16 protein-coding genes and 2 pseudogenes are annotated in these 17,048 nt (G+C 65.2%); 6 read left to right on the top strand and 12 right to left on the bottom strand.

What is annotated here, in order from left to right:
• Positions 1-216: 216 nt before the first annotated feature.
• The 3 genes and pseudogenes from AADZ55_RS15640 to AADZ55_RS15650 all read right to left on the bottom strand — a co-directional run.
• Positions 217-1,620: a mechanosensitive ion channel family protein gene (locus tag AADZ55_RS15640; protein ID WP_085324494.1), complete on the bottom strand. Its 1,404-nt coding sequence runs from the start codon at positions 1,618-1,620 to the stop codon at positions 217-219.
• Positions 1,617-3,809 (bottom strand): adenylate/guanylate cyclase domain-containing protein, encoded by a 2,193-nt coding sequence (locus tag AADZ55_RS15645; protein WP_085324493.1) that lies wholly within the window; start codon positions 3,807-3,809, stop codon positions 1,617-1,619. The genes AADZ55_RS15640 and AADZ55_RS15645 overlap by 4 nt, the downstream gene beginning before the upstream one ends.
• A 132-nt stretch (positions 3,810-3,941) precedes the next feature.
• Positions 3,942-4,316: pseudogene (locus tag AADZ55_RS15650) on the bottom strand (DUF222 domain-containing protein); the annotation flags it as partial.
• Positions 4,317-4,512: 196 nt separating this feature from the next.
• Between AADZ55_RS15650 and AADZ55_RS15655 the strand changes: the two are divergent.
• Together AADZ55_RS15655 and AADZ55_RS15660 are read left to right on the top strand one after the other, a co-directional pair.
• Entirely contained in the window at positions 4,513-5,382 is an 870-nt protein-coding gene (locus AADZ55_RS15655; RefSeq protein ID WP_085324490.1) for a ribokinase, read from the top strand.
• Positions 5,382-6,002 carry a methyltransferase family protein gene (locus tag AADZ55_RS15660; protein ID WP_085324489.1) on the top strand — a complete coding sequence of 207 codons (621 nt, stop codon included), beginning with the start codon at positions 5,382-5,384 and terminating at the stop codon, positions 6,000-6,002. Before AADZ55_RS15655 ends, AADZ55_RS15660 begins: the two co-directional genes overlap by 1 nt.
• Here AADZ55_RS15660 and AADZ55_RS15665 read toward each other — a convergent pair.
• Positions 5,999-6,823, bottom strand: a complete 825-nt coding sequence (locus AADZ55_RS15665) for a GntR family transcriptional regulator (RefSeq protein ID WP_242670028.1) — start codon at positions 6,821-6,823, stop codon at positions 5,999-6,001. The genes AADZ55_RS15660 and AADZ55_RS15665 overlap by 4 nt on opposite strands.
• A 92-nt stretch (positions 6,824-6,915) precedes the next feature.
• Here AADZ55_RS15665 and AADZ55_RS15670 point away from each other — a divergent pair, with 92 nt between their 5' ends.
• From AADZ55_RS15670 to AADZ55_RS15680, 3 genes are read left to right on the top strand one after another with little or no spacing between them, the layout of a single operon-like run.
• The gene (locus tag AADZ55_RS15670; protein WP_085324488.1) at positions 6,916-7,803 is read left to right on the top strand and encodes an isocitrate lyase/PEP mutase family protein; all 888 of its coding nucleotides are present in this window, start codon (positions 6,916-6,918) and stop codon (positions 7,801-7,803) included.
• Positions 7,794-9,041 (top strand): 3-isopropylmalate dehydratase large subunit, encoded by a 1,248-nt coding sequence (locus AADZ55_RS15675; protein WP_085324487.1) that lies wholly within the window; start codon positions 7,794-7,796, stop codon positions 9,039-9,041. The genes AADZ55_RS15670 and AADZ55_RS15675 overlap by 10 nt, the downstream gene beginning before the upstream one ends.
• Positions 9,038-9,586 (top strand): 3-isopropylmalate dehydratase, encoded by a 549-nt coding sequence (locus tag AADZ55_RS15680; RefSeq protein ID WP_085324486.1) that lies wholly within the window; start codon positions 9,038-9,040, stop codon positions 9,584-9,586. Before AADZ55_RS15675 ends, AADZ55_RS15680 begins: the two co-directional genes overlap by 4 nt.
• Here AADZ55_RS15680 and AADZ55_RS15685 read toward each other — a convergent pair.
• Positions 9,523-11,598, bottom strand: a complete 2,076-nt coding sequence (locus AADZ55_RS15685) for an NAD(+) synthase (RefSeq protein WP_085324485.1) — start codon at positions 11,596-11,598, stop codon at positions 9,523-9,525. The genes AADZ55_RS15680 and AADZ55_RS15685 overlap by 64 nt on opposite strands.
• A gap of 56 nt (positions 11,599-11,654) precedes the next feature.
• Here AADZ55_RS15685 and AADZ55_RS15690 point away from each other — a divergent pair, with 56 nt between their 5' ends.
• Complete coding sequence (locus AADZ55_RS15690; RefSeq protein WP_085324484.1) at positions 11,655-12,509, top strand: NAD-dependent protein deacetylase; 855 nt, start codon at positions 11,655-11,657, stop codon at positions 12,507-12,509.
• Positions 12,510-12,595: 86 nt separating this feature from the next.
• Here AADZ55_RS15690 and AADZ55_RS15695 read toward each other — a convergent pair whose 3' ends face one another.
• From AADZ55_RS15695 to rplU, 7 genes and pseudogenes are all read right to left on the bottom strand, one after another.
• Positions 12,596-12,919 carry a hypothetical protein gene (locus AADZ55_RS15695; protein WP_165759362.1) on the bottom strand — a complete coding sequence of 108 codons (324 nt, stop codon included), beginning with the start codon at positions 12,917-12,919 and terminating at the stop codon, positions 12,596-12,598.
• A gap of 184 nt (positions 12,920-13,103) precedes the next feature.
• A pseudogene (locus AADZ55_RS23600) lies at positions 13,104-13,207 on the bottom strand (hypothetical protein); the annotation flags it as partial.
• A 101-nt stretch (positions 13,208-13,308) separates the two neighbouring features.
• Complete coding sequence (locus tag AADZ55_RS15705) at positions 13,309-13,485, bottom strand: hypothetical protein (protein ID WP_165759361.1); 177 nt, start codon at positions 13,483-13,485, stop codon at positions 13,309-13,311.
• Between the two features lie 121 nt (positions 13,486-13,606).
• Positions 13,607-14,713 (bottom strand): glutamate 5-kinase, encoded by a 1,107-nt coding sequence (gene proB, locus AADZ55_RS15710; RefSeq protein ID WP_085324483.1) that lies wholly within the window; start codon positions 14,711-14,713, stop codon positions 13,607-13,609.
• Complete coding sequence (gene obgE / locus AADZ55_RS15715) at positions 14,713-16,152, bottom strand: GTPase ObgE (RefSeq protein WP_085324482.1); 1,440 nt, start codon at positions 16,150-16,152, stop codon at positions 14,713-14,715. The genes proB and obgE overlap by 1 nt, the downstream gene beginning before the upstream one ends.
• 32 nt (positions 16,153-16,184) lie before the next feature.
• Positions 16,185-16,445 carry a 50S ribosomal protein L27 gene (gene rpmA / locus AADZ55_RS15720; RefSeq protein WP_085324481.1) on the bottom strand — a complete coding sequence of 87 codons (261 nt, stop codon included), beginning with the start codon at positions 16,443-16,445 and terminating at the stop codon, positions 16,185-16,187.
• A 57-nt stretch (positions 16,446-16,502) separates the two neighbouring features.
• Positions 16,503-16,814: a 50S ribosomal protein L21 gene (rplU, locus tag AADZ55_RS15725; protein ID WP_085324480.1), complete on the bottom strand. Its 312-nt coding sequence runs from the start codon at positions 16,812-16,814 to the stop codon at positions 16,503-16,505.
• Positions 16,815-17,048 lie beyond the last annotated feature (234 nt).

A 17,048-nucleotide genomic window follows, 5' to 3' on the forward strand; every position in this document is an offset into this window, starting at 1 on the left:
ACCCCCCGTCCAAAGCAGTCGCGAGGTACGGTATCACGCCGAAATGGCCTATGGGTGTCCGCGGCCGTCGGACGCCAGATCACAAATCCGCGATGACCTCAAGGGTCCGCCGACGTGCTCACTGAGGCCGCGGTGACAGACGCGCTGAGTCTTGAACGAACAGCCCGTCAGGTAGAAGAAAGATTAAGGAAGACAAGAGATTCCGAGCGGAACTAACTATCCGACCCGATTACGCTTAATCTCGCGCAGCGCTTTGGCTTGCCGCTCGTCGATAAGCCGGCCCAACTCCTGCAGCAGCGCCGGCTTGTTCATCACGACCTGTTCGAGGTGTGCGCGGCCGATCTCCAATGCGGTCACTTCCTCGAGTGCCACTGCGCCGGCAGGGTTGGGTTGCCGAGTCAGCGCCGTCACCCCTAGGAATGCACCTTCTTTGAGCGTGGCAATCGGGACCACGGAACCGTCGTCTGTCGTGGCTGTCAGGCGCACACTGCCGGCGATCACAAAAGTCACCCCCGTGGGGACTGCACCCGCGTACTGCACAATTTCGTCGGCGCCGTAGCGCACCATCCTCGCAACCGGAGCCAGGGACTGCTGATCGCCAGGGTTCAGTCGTAGTTCCGGCCCCACCACCGTCCGTAATGCCGCCTCCACACGTTCCGGCGTCGAAAACTCATCGTCGGCCTCGTCGAGGTGAAGCCCTTCCCGTCGCGCTGCGTACCAAACCCACCGCAGAAACATTGCCTGCGTTGCGCCCTCGTCGGCGGGTGATATCAGCCTGACCGTCGTTCGATACTCGGCGGCGCCGAGGGCAACGGTGGTGGGCATGACCCCGGGTCTGAGGTGCGGTAACGCGCTGGCAGCCCTGGTCAGCATCGCGCACACCTGGTCCGGGGGGTCAGACGTGGCGAACATGGTCGTGATCGAGCATTTGTGCGCCCGGGCCGGCCGGCTGAGATTGGTGAACGAGGTACCGGCCAGCATCGAGTTTGGCATGATGCGCAGCCCGCTGCCGGTGTCGATATGAACGGCCCGCCAGTTCACCTCGACGACTCGCCCCCGCGCGTTCGGCGTGTCCAACCAATCATCGATCCGGAAGGGCTGTTCGAACAGCATGAACAGGCCCGACACGATCTGGCCGACCGAGTTCTGCAACATCAGGCCGATGACCACTGAAGTCACGCCCAGCGCGGTGAACAAACCCCCTACCCGCACGCCCCAGACGTAGGACAGGATCATGGCGAGACCGACGCCGATCAACGCAAAACGTGCGACATCGAGGAAGATGGTGGGAAGCCGCTTGCGCCAGCTCTGTTCGGGTGCGCCCTGAAACAGCGTGGCATTCAGCAATGACAGCAGCAGCACCAGCACCAGAAATCCGAACGCCGTCGTGAGAACCCGCACGGCGCCGTCCCACGCCGGCACTTGAGATGCCTTGACAAGCAATAGCAAAACCGCGCCAAGGGGCAAAACGTAGTTTCGCAGCAGACCTACCTGTCTTGCCAGATGGCTGTTCCTGCGCAGAAGTATCTGGTGCAGCTCGGTGAGAATGATTAGTCCGAGCGGCAACCCGATCGCAATGCCAACGGCCCAGTAGAACCACGGCGAGTCGCGCAGGTTCATGATCGCTCCGACAATTGGTAGATCGGCTCTTCTGACCCACCAACCGAAATGGTGCCGGCGGGCGTGAACTGCCGGACGTCCCGCATCGCCTCGTACACCTGGGAGGTGACGTAGATTCCGGGCTGTGGCGAACCGCTGTGCATTTGGTAGGCCAAGCTCACCGCCGCGCCCCACATGTCATAGACGACGCTCGACCGGCCCACCAAGCCGCTGATGACGTCCCCGGTGTTGATGCCGGCCCGCAGCCGCAGATCGTAACCGGTCTGGCCATTGAACCGATCGATGATGCGTCGCATTTCCAGGGCGAAGTCCACGGTTCGGGGAATGTTGTCCAGGCGTGGCGTGGTTACGCCGCAGCTGGCCAGGTAGCCGTTGTGCAGCGTGCGGATACGTTCAACGCCAAGGTGTTCGGCGGCCGAGTCGAACTGGCGAACCAGTTCGTCGACGATGCCGACCAGTTCGTTGCCCGATAGGCCGCTGGAAACCTCGTCGAGGCCCAGAATGTCGGCAAACAGGACGGTGACATCCTGGTGCTCCTGGGCAATGGTTTTCTCTCCATCGCGATAGCGCTGCACGACGGGTTCGGGCATCATCGACAGCAGCAGCCGGTCATTTTCCCTGCGTTGCTCGTTGAGCAGCTCTTCCTTGATCTGAAGATTCCGGCTCATCTCATTGAAAGCCGCTGTGAGATCACCGATTTCGTCACGCGACTTTACCGGAATGGTGACGTCGTAGTCGCCCGCGCTGATCTTCTGCGTACCGGACTCGAGCCGCCTGATGGGCCGCACCATCGCCTGGGCGATCAGCATCGACGCCACACAGATGACGACAATCATGCCGACCGTAACCAACACCAGCGCCTTGGAAAACGATGCTACGGCCGCGAACGCCTCGGAGTTGTCCCGCGTAGCCATTATCGACCAGTGCAGATCGGAGTCCGGCACATTCAACGGCGCATAGGCCTCCAGTTCCTTGTTACCGGTGTAGTCAGTAGCGGTGACCGTTCCGGTCTGTCCGGATTGGGCGGCGCGCAGGCCTTCGGTCGCAACGGGCTGCAGCAGGGTGGTACCACCGAATTGGATCGCTCTGTCGACCACGTTGGGAGAGGTGCCCGCGGCCACGGCCTCTTTCCGGTATTCCTCGGGGTCTTCCAGGAAGAGCCGGGAGTCGGAACGCATCAGACTGTCTGGACCGGCGAGATAGGTCTCCGTCCCGTTGCCCATTCCGGCGGCTTGCCACTGCTTTTCGGCGGTCATGATCTTGTTGACCTTGGCAATCGGCAGCGGCAGCGCAAGGACACCCTGGGTCCTGCCGCCCGCTTCGACCGGTGCCACCAACCACGCGGTCGGCACGTCGAGTTGTGGCTGATACGGCTTGAAGTCGGTGATCCAGGTAAAGTCGACGGCGTTGGCGCCCAAGGCCCTAAGATATGCGTCGCGCAGATTGGATTCGCGATACGGTCCCGTCAGAATGTTGGTACCGAGGTCGGGGTCTTTGCTTGCGGTGTAGACGATATTGCCCCGGGTGTCCAGTAGCACCGCGTCGTCGTAATCGAAGCGGGTGACGATTTCCCGGAAGTAGCTGTTGAATCGCGCGTTGGCGGCCGACCATGCACTGCCGTCGCCGGCATCGTCAAGGCGCATCGAATCCTGGTCCGACGTGAACGGCGCGGTGTAGTAGGCCTGAAGGTACCGTTGGGCCGGAGAACTCGGCAGCAATGCGGTGATATCGAGTTTTTCACCGGTGGCGCGTTCCACCGGTTCGATGAATTCGTTGTTGTAGTAGTTGACGATCGCCTGTTGTTGGGTGGGGCTGATCGTTGCGTCAGCCAGTTGATCGAAGCCGGCGGTGAACTGCGCGACGGCATCGATCACGGTCAGTCCACGTTCGTAAATGACCAGCGAATTCGTCAAATCGGAAAACAGCGTCTCCACTGCCCGCTTCTGCGACTCGCGCAACTGGGTCAACCGCTCGTATGCCGCTGTCCTCAGTGAGGTGCGACCGGATTGATAGACGACGGCCGCAATCGCCGCTACGGACACGATGCTCGTCAATAACAGCAACACCATGAGCTTGGACTGGATACTCGCCCGGAAGTGCGGCCGACGCCGGCGCGCATTTTTCGGGACCGTCTGAACCGGGGCGGATTCGCCCTCGGCTACCGAGTCTGTTGGCTCACCCGACGTCAAGCGGCTTCCTTTCTGCGCTCGGTGGCTGACCGTTCTCCGACACGCCGATTACGCAGCAGACTAACCCGCCAAACCCACGATCATCGCGTTTGCCGAAAAGCGGCCCGCCGCAAAATTGGGAAACTTGCCGTTTTAGGGGTCGGCGCCGTCTTCTGCGAGGAGTTTTCTCCGGTGGTGGTAGCCATTGGTGCGGGGTTGGCTGTCGCCGTGGGCGTTTTTTCGGGTGGTCCAGCCCTGTTCGGCCAGCGGGTGGTCTTGGCCGCAGGCGAAGCTGAGGTGGTTGACGTCGGTGGTGCGGCATTGGGCGTAGGGGGTCAGGTGGTGGACCTCGCACTCATACCCGGGCACGTCGCACCCGGGGCGGGTGCAACCGCGGTCCTTGGCGTACAACACGATTCGCTGCCCTGGGGACGCCAACCGCTTGGCGTGGTAGAGCCCGATGGCCTTGCCGTCGTCGAAAATCGCCAAGTAGTGATTCGCATCGCGGGCCAGCCGGATCACATCGTTGCGCACCGCCGCCAAACGGTCCACCAGCGCCAACCGCTACGGCGTGGTCGACGCATCACACGACAAGGCGATCAGATCATCGACGGTGGCGTCGAGCCGATCGAACACGCGACCGCCGTATCCCGATCCGAAAACATGTTCGAATGGTACGGCGCGGCACCGACGCGTTGACTCGACAGCGACTAACGTCGGCCCAATGGCGCCCCGGGTGTGCGTGGTAGGAAGTGTGAACATGGACCTGACGTTCGCGGTGGACGCCCTGCCGCGGCCGGGCGAGACCGTGCTGGCCTCGTCGTTGACCCGCACACCGGGGGGCAAGGGCGGCAACCAGGCGGTAGCTGCCGCACGTGCGGGTGCGCAGGTCCAATTCGTCGGCGCATTTGGCGACGACCCGGCCGCCGCTCAGCTGCGGGCGCATCTGCGCGCCAATTCCGTCGGACTGGGCCGGGCCATAGCGGTGCCCGGACCGAGTGGGACGGCGGTTGTGGTGGTCGACGCCGGCGCAGAAAACACCGTTCTGGTGGCGCCGGGCGCCAATGCACACCTGACACTGGCACCCTCGGCCGTCGCCGATTGCGATGTGATGTTGACCCAGTTGGAGATTCCGGTAGCAACCGCGGTGGTGGCGGCCCGGAAAGCCCAGTCGGCCGAAGCGGTCGTCATGGTCAACGCCTCCCCAGCCGGCCAGGAGCGTAATTCCCTGGCAGAGTTGGCGGCTATCGCCGACGTCGTGATCGCAAACGAGCACGAGTCGGACGACTGGCCTTCGCCACCAACACATTTCGTGATTACCCTGGGTGCACGCGGAGCCCGGTACGTCGGCGCGGACGGCGTGTTCGAAGTACCCGTCCCGGCGGTGACGCCGGTGGATACCGCCGGCGCCGGCGACGTATTCGCCGGGGTGCTGGCTGCGAATTGGCCGAGCAACCCAGGTTCGCCGGCCGAACGACTGCGCGCGTTGCGCCGCGCCTGCGCCGCGGGTGCTCTGGCAACGTTGGTGTCCGGTGCCGGCGACTGCGCACCGGACGCCGCAGCCATCGATGCGGCCCTGCAGGAGGCCCGCTGATGTCGGCCACCACCGCGGCCGATGTCGCACTGGCACTGTTCGCGGTCTTCAGCGTGCTCGGATTCGGTTGGCGCAGTTGGCTACAGCACCGGCGCACCGGATCCACCGGTTTTCGCGGCGTCAGCGGCCGGGTTGGTTCGCCGGAATGGATTGCCGGGATGGGCTTTGTCCTTGCGCTGATCACGGCGGTGATCGCCGCGGTCCTGCAACGGACCCACGTTATCGAACCCGTCGGCATTATGCGCGTGGTCTGGATTCAGATCGCCGGAATTGTCGTGGCGACGACCGGCATCACGGCCACCGTCTACGCACAGCTGGCAATGGGCGATTCGTGGCGGATCGGGGTGGACGAGCAGGAAACCACCGCGCTGGTGCGCACCGGCGTGTTCGGCTGGGTCCGCAATCCCATCTATACCGCCATGCTGACGTTTAGCGTCGGGATTGTGTTGGTGATCCCGAATCTCGTTGCCTTCGCCGGGCTTATCCTGCTCGTCACCACGATCGAGGTGCATGTGCGCCGCACCGAAGAGCCCTATCTGTTGCGGACCCACGGTGACGCATATCGCGCCTACGCCGCCAGCGTCGGGCGCTTCATCCCGGGCGTCGGGCGAATCCGCTAACTGGGCTCACGCCGCACGTCATGGGCGATTGCCAGACCGTCGGCGGCCTCGAGTTCATCCGCCGACTGGCTCAGCAGCACCCGACTTCGGTTGGGTGACAACAATACCGACTGGTAGTGGTGTGGGGCGCCGGCCTCGAATATCAGACGGTTGATCCGCAGCAGGGCGGCACCAATCGCCGTGTCGAGAAGGTGCGCGTTACGTGGGCCCGCGATCTCGGCCGTGATTTCATGCCGTACCCGATCCACACTGACCCCGGCGTCCTTCAGCAGTCGGTAGAGCGGTGCTCGGCGCAGCGCGGATTCTGTCAGCGTGTTCGCCAGTCCGGCCGGTAACCAGACGTCGCTTACGATCAATGGCTCGCCGGTGCGGCGCTGCCGCCGCACTCGCACGACATGAAGTAGTTGGCCAGACGTCTCGAGCGCATCGGCCACAAGCCGCGGCGGGCGCCGCACACCGAGTTCGATCATCGCGACCTCGGTCTCGAACTGGGTCTGCCGCAGGCCCTCCAGGTACGAGCGACCCGGCGATGACCGGTCCGCCCGACCATGCTCCAACACAAACGAGCCCACCCCCTGCCTGCGCTCGATGTATCCCTGTTCCGCCAGGTCGGCCAGGGCGCGGCGCACGGTGATGCGAGAGACCCCGAACTGGTCGCACAGCGTCTGCTCGGTCGGCAACGCGTCGCCAGGTGCGATCGCACCGCGGTCTATCTCGTCATGCAGCACCAGGAAGAGTTGCCGGTGTAGCGGCACCCCCGCGGTGGCCGACACCGGTCCGCTGCTAGCGCTGCTGCCCTGCACGGTGATCAATGTTTGCACAGACCCGAGTTTGCAATCGGTCCGTAGTTGTTATATGTATATAACATTATTACAAATTGGCGCCTGACAGCAGCAGCGAAGGGACCCAAACCATGCCGACGACACCAGCCCGCCAGCGCCTGCGAGCCCTGCTCGGCAAGCGCGAACTCGTCAGCGCGCCCGGAGTCTTCGATGGCATTTCCGCACACCTGATCAAACGCACCGGCCAGCTCGCCGCGTATATGACCGGTTCCGGCGTTGCGGCCTCAGGCTTCGGGCTACCCGACGTCGGATTGGTCACCGCGACCGAAATGGCGGAACGGGCACGGATGATCGTGACCGTGCTGGGCGATATCCCGCTCATCGCCGACGCCGACACCGGCTATGGAGCACCCTTGAACGTGGTCCGCACCGTCCGTTCGTACGACCGCGCTGGGGTGGCCGCGATCCAGTTGGAAGACCAAGTACTTCCCAAACGGTGCGGCCATCTGCCGGGGAAGCACGTCGTCGACGCGGCCGAGTTCGAACAGAAGCTGGCAGCCGCGCTAGACACCCGCTCCGATGATGGCCTGCTGGTGGTGGCACGCACCGATGCGCGCGCCCCGCTCGGATTGCACGCGGCCATCGACCGAGCCAACCGCTATGCCGCCGCAGGCGCAGACATCGTCTTCGTTGAGGCACCCCAGGACGTCGGCGAAATCGAACGTATCGCAACCGAAGTCGATGCCCCCCTGCTGATCAATCAGGCGCTCGGCGGCCTCACGCCGCGGCTTTCGGCAGCGCAACTGCAGCAATTGGGTTACGCGGTCGCGATCTACCCGGGCGACCTCGCTCGGCGCGCTACGGCCGGCATGCTGCAGGCGCTCGGCGAAACCAACGGGAGCGACCCGGCCGCCCACAAGTGTGGCACGCCCGCCGAATTCTTCAATTTGGTTGGCCTGGCGGAGTGGTTGGATATCGAGGCCAAGTATGCAACGACAGGGGCCACCGCATGGGCATGACGATCGTCGAGAAGATCCTGGCCCGCAAGAGCGGTCTGGAAACGGTGTCGCCCGGTGACACCGTTGTCGTCGACGTCGACATGACGATCTTGATCGATCTCCAGTTCGCTAGGACCTGGGTCCAGCCCAGCCGGATCCACGATCCCGGCAAGCTGGCCGTCGTCCTGGATCACGCCGTACCGGCCCCGACCATCAAGGACGCCGCCGGCGCAGTGCACGCCCGGAAATTCGTCGCGGACTTCGGCATCCAACACTTCTACGACGTCGGCCGGCACGGCATCAGTCACCAGGTCATCGCCGAGAACGGACTGGCCCGACCCGGAGAAGTTCTGGCCTGCAGCGATTCTCATACTTGCGCCGCCGGCGCCTTCAACAACGCGGCACGCGGGTTGGGGACGGCCGAGGCGTATTCGATCATGTGTACCGGCAAGACCTGGTTTCAGGTTGCGCCGACGATCCGTTACGAACTCGACGGAGCCAAACCAATCACGGTGAGCGGCAAGGACATCTTCCTGTACATCGCCGACGAATACGGCAACGCCGCGAACTTGAACCTGGAGTTCGGCGGGTCCGGCCTGTCCAGCGTCCCGATGCACGATCGGCGCACCATAGCAACCCAGGGTGCGGAGTTGGCGGCCGAGTTCAGCACTTTCGAAGCAGACGACATGTTGACCGGTCTCCTCGACGCCCGTGGCGTCACCGGATACACCACTGCCACACCGGATCACGACGCTCAATACCACGAAGTACGGCATATCGACCTGACAGCGCTGGAGCCCTATGTTGCTCGGCCGGGCGCGGTCAGTCGCAACGGAGTGCGTGTCTCACGACTCGGAAAGCAGAAGGTCGACCAGGCGTTCATCGGATCGTGCGCCAACGGTCAGCTCGAGGACCTCGAGATCGCCGCACGCGTGCTGCGCGGCAAGAGCATAGCTCCATGGGTGAGACTGCTGGTCACGCCCGCATCGCAGGCGGTATACCGGGACGCGATGCTACGGGGCTATCTGCAGCATCTCGCCGACGCGGGTGCCGTCATTACCAACTCCACCTGCGGCGCCTGCTTTGGCTACCACATGGGTGTCGTCGGGCCGGGCGAGGTATGCATCACCTCGAGCACCCGAAATTTCCCGGGCCGGATGGGCAGCACCGAGGCAGAGATCTTCATTGCCTCACCGGCGACCGTCGCCGCCTCCGCGATCACCGGATTCATCACCGACCCAAGAGAGCTGGCGGCGTGACACTCAACTTCAGCGGCAGAATATGGGCGTTCGGCGACAACCTGAACACCGACGCCATGTATCCGGCGTTTGCGATGAAGATGGACCCGCCGGAGGCTGCCAAATACGTCTTCTACCAGGTCCGTCCCGGCTGGGCGGAGCTGGTGTTGCCCGGTGACATCGTGCTGGCCGGCAAGAATTTTGGGATCGGATCGTCGCGGCCGGTCGCCACGCTGTTCTGCGCACTCGGCATCGCCGGGCTCGTGGCCGAGGAATTCAACTCGCTGTTCTTCCGCAACGCGATCAACGCCGGGCTGCCCGCAATGACGGTGCCCAACGCCACCACCCATTTTCGGGACGGCGACATCGGGACCTTCGATCTCACCGGTGGTAGTTGGCGCAACGACACCACGGGAGCCTCGGGATCCGTCCCCACCCTGCCCGGACTGATTCTCGACATCGTCGATGCTGGCGGTGTCATGCCGCGGTTGGCGGCGCAGGGCTACCTGCCGCCCGGACTCGGCGACTGGCCACGCCAACCCTTGGGCACCTCGCGTTCGATCTGATCAAGCCAGATTCGCGCCGACATGTCCGACGGGGCCCGCCAATCCCCGCGCGGCGACAACGCACCCCCATACGACACCTTGGGGCCGTTGGGCAATGCCGAGCGTTTGAATTGGCTGAACGAATAGAACCGCTGGACGAAGATCTGCAGCCAATGGCGGATCTCGGCCAATGAATAGGACGGGCGCTTGTTCTCCGGGTAGCCGGGCGGCCAGCTGCCGTGCTCGACATCGTTCCACGCGTGCCAGGCCAGAAATGCGATCTTCGACGGCCGGAATCCGTAGCGCAGCACCTGAAAGAGCGAAAAATCCTGCAGGGCAAAGGGCCCGACCTTTGCCTCGCTGCTCTGCAGCTCCTCCTCCTCGCCGGTCGGAATGAGTTCGGGGGTGATCTCGGTATCGAGCACCGACTGCAGCACCTCGCCTACCGTCTCGTCGAACTCACCCGTCGAAATGACCCACCGGATCAGGTGCTGGATCAGCGTCTTGGGCACACCGCCGTTGACGTTGTAGTGCGACATCTGGTCGCCGACACCGTATGTCGACCAGCCCAGCGCCAGTTCCGACAAGTCGCCGGTGCCGAGCACGATTCCCCCACGCTGGTTGGCGATCCGGAAGAGATAATCGGTGCGCAACCCGGCCTGGACGTTCTCGAACGTGACGTCGTACACCTCCTCGCCAGCCGCGAACGGATGGCCGATGGTGTGCAGCATCAATTGTGCGGTGTCACGGATGTCCAGTTCGGTGAAGGTGACACCCAGCGCACGCGCCAGCCTGATCGCGTTGTTCTTGGTGTGCTCGCCGGTGGCGAACCCGGGCAGGGTGAACGCCAGAATGTCACTGCGAGGGCGGTCTTCGCGGTCCATCGCACGGGCCGCGACGATCAGCGCGTGTGTCGAGTCCAGCCCCCCGGACACACCGATGACGACCTTAGGGTAGTCCAGCGCCCGCAACCGCTGCTCGAGTCCGGACACCTGGATGTTGTAGGCCTCATAGCAATCCTGTTGTAGCCGTTGTGGATCGGCCGGGACGAACGGAAAGCGTTCAACATTGCGCAGTAGCCCAATGTCGCGTTCCGGCGGATCGAGCCGGAACTCGATGCGCCGGAACGACTCCGTCGACGCCCGGTGGTGCCGCCGGTTGTCGTCAAACGTGCCCATCCGCAGCCGCTCGGAGCGGAGCAATTCGGTGTCGATGTCGGCAACCGACCGGCGCTCTCCTTTGGGGAACCGCTCGGACTCCGCGAGCAGCGCGCCGTTCTCCCAGATCATCGTCTGGCCGTCCCAGGCCAGGTCGGTCGTCGACTCACCTTCACCCGCGGCGGCATAGACGTAGCCGGCCAGACACCGCGCCGACGCCGACCGGGCGAGCAAGCGGCGGTCCTCGGCGCGGCCGACGGTGATCGGGCTGCCGGACAGGTTGGCCAGCACCGTCGCACCCGCCAGCGCTGCCTCGGCGCTGGGCGGTACCGGCACAAACATGTCCTCACAGATCTCCACGTGCAATACGAAGCCGGATAGATCCGACGCGGCGAACAACAGGTCAGCGCCGAAGGCTACGTCGGCGCCACCGATGCGGATCGTGCCGCGCTCCCCGGCTCCGGGCGCCATCTGGCGCCGCTCGTAGAACTCTCGATACGTGGGTAGATACGACTTGGGGACCACACCGAGCACGGTGCCGCGGTGAATGACGACCGCGGCGTTGTAGATGCGATGCCGATACCGCAGCGGTGCGCCGACCACCACTACCGGCAGCAGGTCCACCGACTCGGTCACCAGGGCGAGCAGCGCGTCCTCAACGGCATCGAGCAAGCCGTCCTGCAGTAACACGTCTTCGATGGAGTAGCCCGACAGCGTCAACTCGGGGAAGACCGCCAGCGCTACACCCTCGTCGTGACACACGCGCGCCAACCCCGAGACCGACGCGGCGTTGGCCGCCGGGTCGCCGATCGTGGTGCGGTGCGTGCAGGCGGCAACGCGCACGAACCCGTGCTGGTAGGCGCAGTAAAAGTTCATCGCCCTCTCATTGTCGCGTCTCGCCGGTCAAGATCGGGTGACGGGGTTGTCAACGAATGCCTACGCTCGGACCCGTGGAGTCCCCCGAACTCGTGGCTGTGCTGGCCGGTCGCCGGGTCGCGGTACTGACCGGCGCGGGGATTTCTACCGATTCGGGCATTCCCGACTACCGGGGCCCTGATTCGCCGCCGAGCAATCCGATGACGATCCGCCAGTTCACCTCGGACCCGGTGTTCCGGCAGCGGTACTGGGCACGCAACCACGTCGGCTGGCGGCATATGGACGACACGCTGCCCAACGCCGGGCACCGGGCGCTGGCCGCGTTGCAGCGCGCCGGGGTGGTGAGCGGCGTGATCACCCAGAACGTCGATCTGCTGCACACCAAGGCCGGCAGCGCAAACGTGGTCAATCTGCACGGCAGCTACGCCCAAGTGGCGTGCCTGTCGTGCGGCTACACCATGAGTCGCGCAACGCTGGCCGAACGGCTTGAGGCGCTCAACCCGGGATTCATCGAGCGGGCCGAGGCCGTCGGCGGGCTGGCAGTGGCTCCCGACGCCGACGCCGTCGTTGCCGATACCGCGTCGTTCCGCTACCTCGACTGTCCGGTCTGCAGCGGCATGCTTAAGCCCGATATCGTCTACTTCGGTGAAAGTGTGCCCAAAGATCTTGTAGCCCAGGCATATTCGCTTGTCGACGACGCGGATGCGCTGCTGGTCGCGGGCTCGTCGCTGACCGTGTTCTCCGGCTACCGGTTCGTGCGCCACGCCGCGGCACGCGGCATCCCGGTTGCGATCGTCAACCGTGGGCGCACCCGTGGCGATGATCTGGCCACCGTCAAGGTGGACGGCGGATGCTCTGAATTGCTGGTGTTGCTGGCCTCCGAGCTGCAGGAGGCACTGGCCGAGCGCTGACGATGCCGGCAGCTACACCCGCGTCAACAGCAAACGCCTCCGGACGGGCAACCGGTCCCCGCGTAATCGCCGATATCTCGGGCTGGTCACGTTACGATCCAGGGTAGCCGGGGGCTAGCACACGAAAAGGAGTTCGTGTCGATGTCACTTCTCAGTGTGGCTCCCGAGAGCAACCCGGCCCACTGCCCGTCTCCGGCCTGGTTGACGGCGCCGACACCGGCAGCGGCGGCAGCAGCGGCGCCGGCAAGGGCGGCATGGGCGGCACCGGCGGCAATGGCGATGCCGCCGACAGCCCCGGAGTGATCGGCGGCGCCGGCGGCGTCGGCGGTCTGGGCGCACCAGGCGGCGCAGCGGCTCCGGCGGGAATGGCGGCCATGGCGGCGCGCCCGGAATGACGGGCAGCCCCTCATTCGGCCACCGGGCGCAACCGGCGATCAGGGCGCAACCGGCCAGCACGGCAACCCCGGCCCCCCGGCTGACCCGTCACGACGAGCACGTCATCGCGAGCCTCCGGGCCGCAGGAGGCGCTTGGGCATTCTCAACCGCTCGAGTGTGGATGACGACCCGATTGATAAAACCGAGGCATCGAGGTTCCGCAAAACCCTGGTCATGACACGCCCGCGCCAACCCCGAGACCGACGCGGGTTGGCCGCCGGGTCACTGACCGTGGTGCGGTGCGTGCAGGCGGCAACGCGCACGAACCCGCGTTGTTAGGCGCAGTAAAACTTCATCGCCCGCTCTACCGCTTGACCTCGACGGGTTACCACTCCGCTCGCCCCACCAGTCCGGCCGGAAGAAGTCATGGCGTAGGCAGATGGTGTGGTGCTCTGAGCTCGGGTTCTCCACGATGGTGCATTCCTTGGTAGACGGTCTCGGCCGAGGCGACACCGGCAAACCCAACCAGCACGGTGGCTACCGCGGCCATCACCAACAGCGCCGAGCCCAACCGACCACAAACACCACCACCAGCAACCATGACTCCCTCCCCGGATAGACACCGCCGCTGCTCCTCTGCACCACCCAATTCCTTTCTGCGCCAGCCTATTTCTGTCTGCGGCGCACTGTACCTCAACGCAACGAATGCGTTCCGACCCGCATCACACCGCTATCAGATCGTCCGCGTGCACCGCGGGCCGGCGCAGCTCGCCAGGCAGCTCCGAGGTCGACCGGCCAATCATGGCGGCAAGCTCGGTCGCGTCATAGGCGACCACACCGCGGGCGACAACCGTCGCGTCCGGTCCACGCAATTCGACGACATCTCCGCCGTAGAACCGGCCCGACACCGCGGTGATACCCGCGGCCAGCAACGAGCGCCGCTGCTGTACCACTGCGCGCACCGCACCCTCGTCGAGAGTCAGCGAACCTGCAGCGTCGGCGGCATAGCGCAACCAGAACCGGCGGGCGGACATGCGGTCCGGTCGCGCCGCAAACACCGTGCCCACCGAGGCGTCGGTGAGCGCGGTCGCGGCGTCGGCCGCGGGGGCCAGCAGTACCGGCACGCCGGCGTCGGCGGCCAGCAGCGCCGATGACACCTTGGACGCCATTCCGCCGGTACCCAGGTGGCTACTCCGGCCGGCGACCACACCATCCAGATCCGCCGGCCCGGACACCTCGGGAATGAATGTCGCGTCCCCGGTTTTGCGCGGATCTGAGTCGTAGAGACCGTCGATGTCGGACAGCAGCACCAGCGCATCGGCGCCGACCAGGTGCGCCACCAGCGCCGACAGCCGATCGTTGTCACCGAACCGGATCTCGTTGGTGGCCACGGTGTCGTTCTCGTTGACGATCGCCACCGCATGCAGCGCCCGCAGCCGATCCAGGGTGCGTTGGGCGTTGGTGTGCTGCACCCGCATCGAAATGTCGTGCGCGGTCAGCAGCACCTGGCCCACGGTGCGGCCGTAGTGGGCGAACGCCGCGCTCCACGAGTTCACCAGCGCGACCTGCCCGACGCTGGCCGCGGCCTGCTTGGTCGCCAGATCATTGGGACGACGGGATAGCGCGAGTGGCTCGATACCGGCGGCGATGGCACCCGAGGACACGATGACGACATCAGAGCCCGCCTTCATCCGCCGCTCGATCGCGTCGGCGAGTCCGGCGAGCCGGCCCGCGTCGAACATTCCGGACGGTGTGGTCAGCGCCGTGGTCCCGACCTTGACGACAAGGCTGCGCGCGGTCCGGATGGCTTCCCGGTGCACACTGGCCATCAGCCGTCACCGCGTTCGCGACGGCGACGCCGAGCGGCCTTTCGCTCGGCCGCGCCGACCCGCTCGTTGCGGTCCAGCCGTGGGTCCGTGCCCCGACCGGACATCGCGACCTGGTCGCCCGCCGGCGTTTGGGGCTCCCAGTCGAACGTCATCTCGCCGATGGTCACCGCGCACCCCGGTTGCGCGCCCAGCCTCAGCAATTCCTCCTCGACACCGAGGCGTGCCAGCCGGTCGGCGAGATAGCCAACGGCCTCGTCGTTGTCGAAGTTGGTCTGGTGAATCCAACGCTCCGGTCGGGCACCAGTCACCACGAAACCACCCTGTCCGTCGGATTCGACGGTAAAACCGCTGTCGTCCACCGGAACCGGACGAATCACCGGCCGGCGTGGCACCGCTTTCGGCAGCGCAGCGTGATATTCCGAAATCATCTGCCATAGCCCAAAGACCAAGGGCTGCAGGTTTTCCCGGGTTGCGCTCGAGACGCAAAACACCGGCCAGCCGCGCCGAGCGATGTCGTCACGGACGAACTCGGCGAGTTCGCGCGCCTCCGGCACGTCAATCTTATTGAGGACCACCGCCCGGGGCCGTTCGGCGAGGTCGCCCAGAGTCGCGTCCCCTTGCAGGGTGGGCGTGTAGGCTGCGAGCTCGGCTTCCAGTGCGTCGATGTCCGAGCTGGGGTCGCGGCCCGGCTCGGCGGTGGCGCAATCCACCACATGTACCAGCACGGCGCAGCGTTCGATGTGCCGCAAGAAGTCCAGCCCCAGGCCGCGGCCGCGGGATGCGCCCGGGATCAAGCCCGGCACATCGGCGATGGTGTATGCGTGCTCTCCCGCCGAGACCACCCCGAGGTTTGGCACCAGCGTGGTGAACGGGTAGTCGGCGATTTTCGGTTTGGCCGCCGAAATCACCGACACCAACGAGGATTTTCCGGCCGACGGAAACCCAACCAGGCCGACATCGGCGACGGTCTTGAGCTCCAGGGTGAGGTCGCGGGACTGTCCCTTTTCGCCGAGCAGCGCGAAGCCGGGGGCCTTGCGGGCACGTGACGCTAGCGCGGCGTTGCCCAAGCCGCCACGACCGCCGGCTGCGGCCTCAAAGCGGGTGCCCGCGCCGACCAGGTCCGCCAAGAGCCGACCGTTCTCGTCCAAGACCACGGTGCCGTCGGGAACTTTGACTTCCAGGTCCGCGCCCGCGGCCCCGTCCCGGTTGTTGCCCATCCCCTGCTTGCCCGACGGCGCGGTGAGGTGCGGACGGAAATGGAAGTCGAGCAGGGTATGCACCTGCGGGTCGACGACGAAGACGATGCTGCCGCCCCGGCCGCCGTTGCCGCCATCGGGGCCGCCGAGTGGCTTGAACTTCTCGCGATGGACCGAAGCGCAGCCGTTACCTCCGGAACCCGCTCGAGTGTGGATGACGACCCGATCAACAAACCGAGGCATCGAGGTTCCGCAAAACGTCGATCGCGCGAGGCTCAGTCGGTGGTCGATCCGACGATGTTCACCGTCTTACGTCCACGCTTGACGCCGAACTCCACCGCCCCGGCCGCCTTGGCGAACAGCGTGTCATCGCCGCCGCGCCCGACGTTGACGCCGGGATGGAACTTGGTGCCGCGCTGGCGCACCAGGATCTCGCCGGCCTGGACGACCTGGCCGCCGAACCGCTTGACCCCTAGCCGCTGAGCGGCGGAATCGCGACCGTTACGCGAGCTGGATGCGCCCTTCTTGTGTGCCATATTCTGCAGACTCCGCTCAGTCTCGTCCGTGTTGTCTGTTCTTCGCCCGACGGCGCATCACGCGATGCCGGTGACCTTCAGGACCGTCAACCGCTGACGGTGTCCCTGCCGCTTGTGGTAGCCGGTCTTGTTCTTGAACTTGTGGATGCGGATCTTGGGGCCCTTGGTGTGCTCGAGTACCTCACCGGTCACCGAGACCTTGGCCAGTGCCTTCGCATCGGTGGTGACGGTCGCGCCGTCAACGACCAGGGCGACCGGTAGGGACACCTTCGCTCCCGGCTCGGATTCCAGCTTTTCGACCTTGACCACGTCTCCGACGGCGACTTTGTACTGCTTGCCACCGGTCTTGACGATTGCGTAGGTCGCCATCGTTGCTCCTGCCTCTTCTATTCTGCTGCGTGGGTTGCGCCTCGCGCGCGGGCTACCGGCGATGCGCGTGGTGGGTCTAGGGCGGGCACCGAAGCTGGACCCCCGCATCGTCTCCAGCCGTTAGCCTGGGGACAACTGGTCAAGGGTACGTGACCTGCAACTACGGGTCAAACCAGCACGCTGTCGGATAGTCGACACCAAAGCCATCGCGCGCGGCCGTCTCCGCACGCCGAC

It is taken from the genome of Mycobacterium decipiens (genome assembly GCF_963853665.1).
Classification (GTDB): Bacteria; Actinomycetota; Actinomycetes; order Mycobacteriales; family Mycobacteriaceae; genus Mycobacterium; species Mycobacterium decipiens.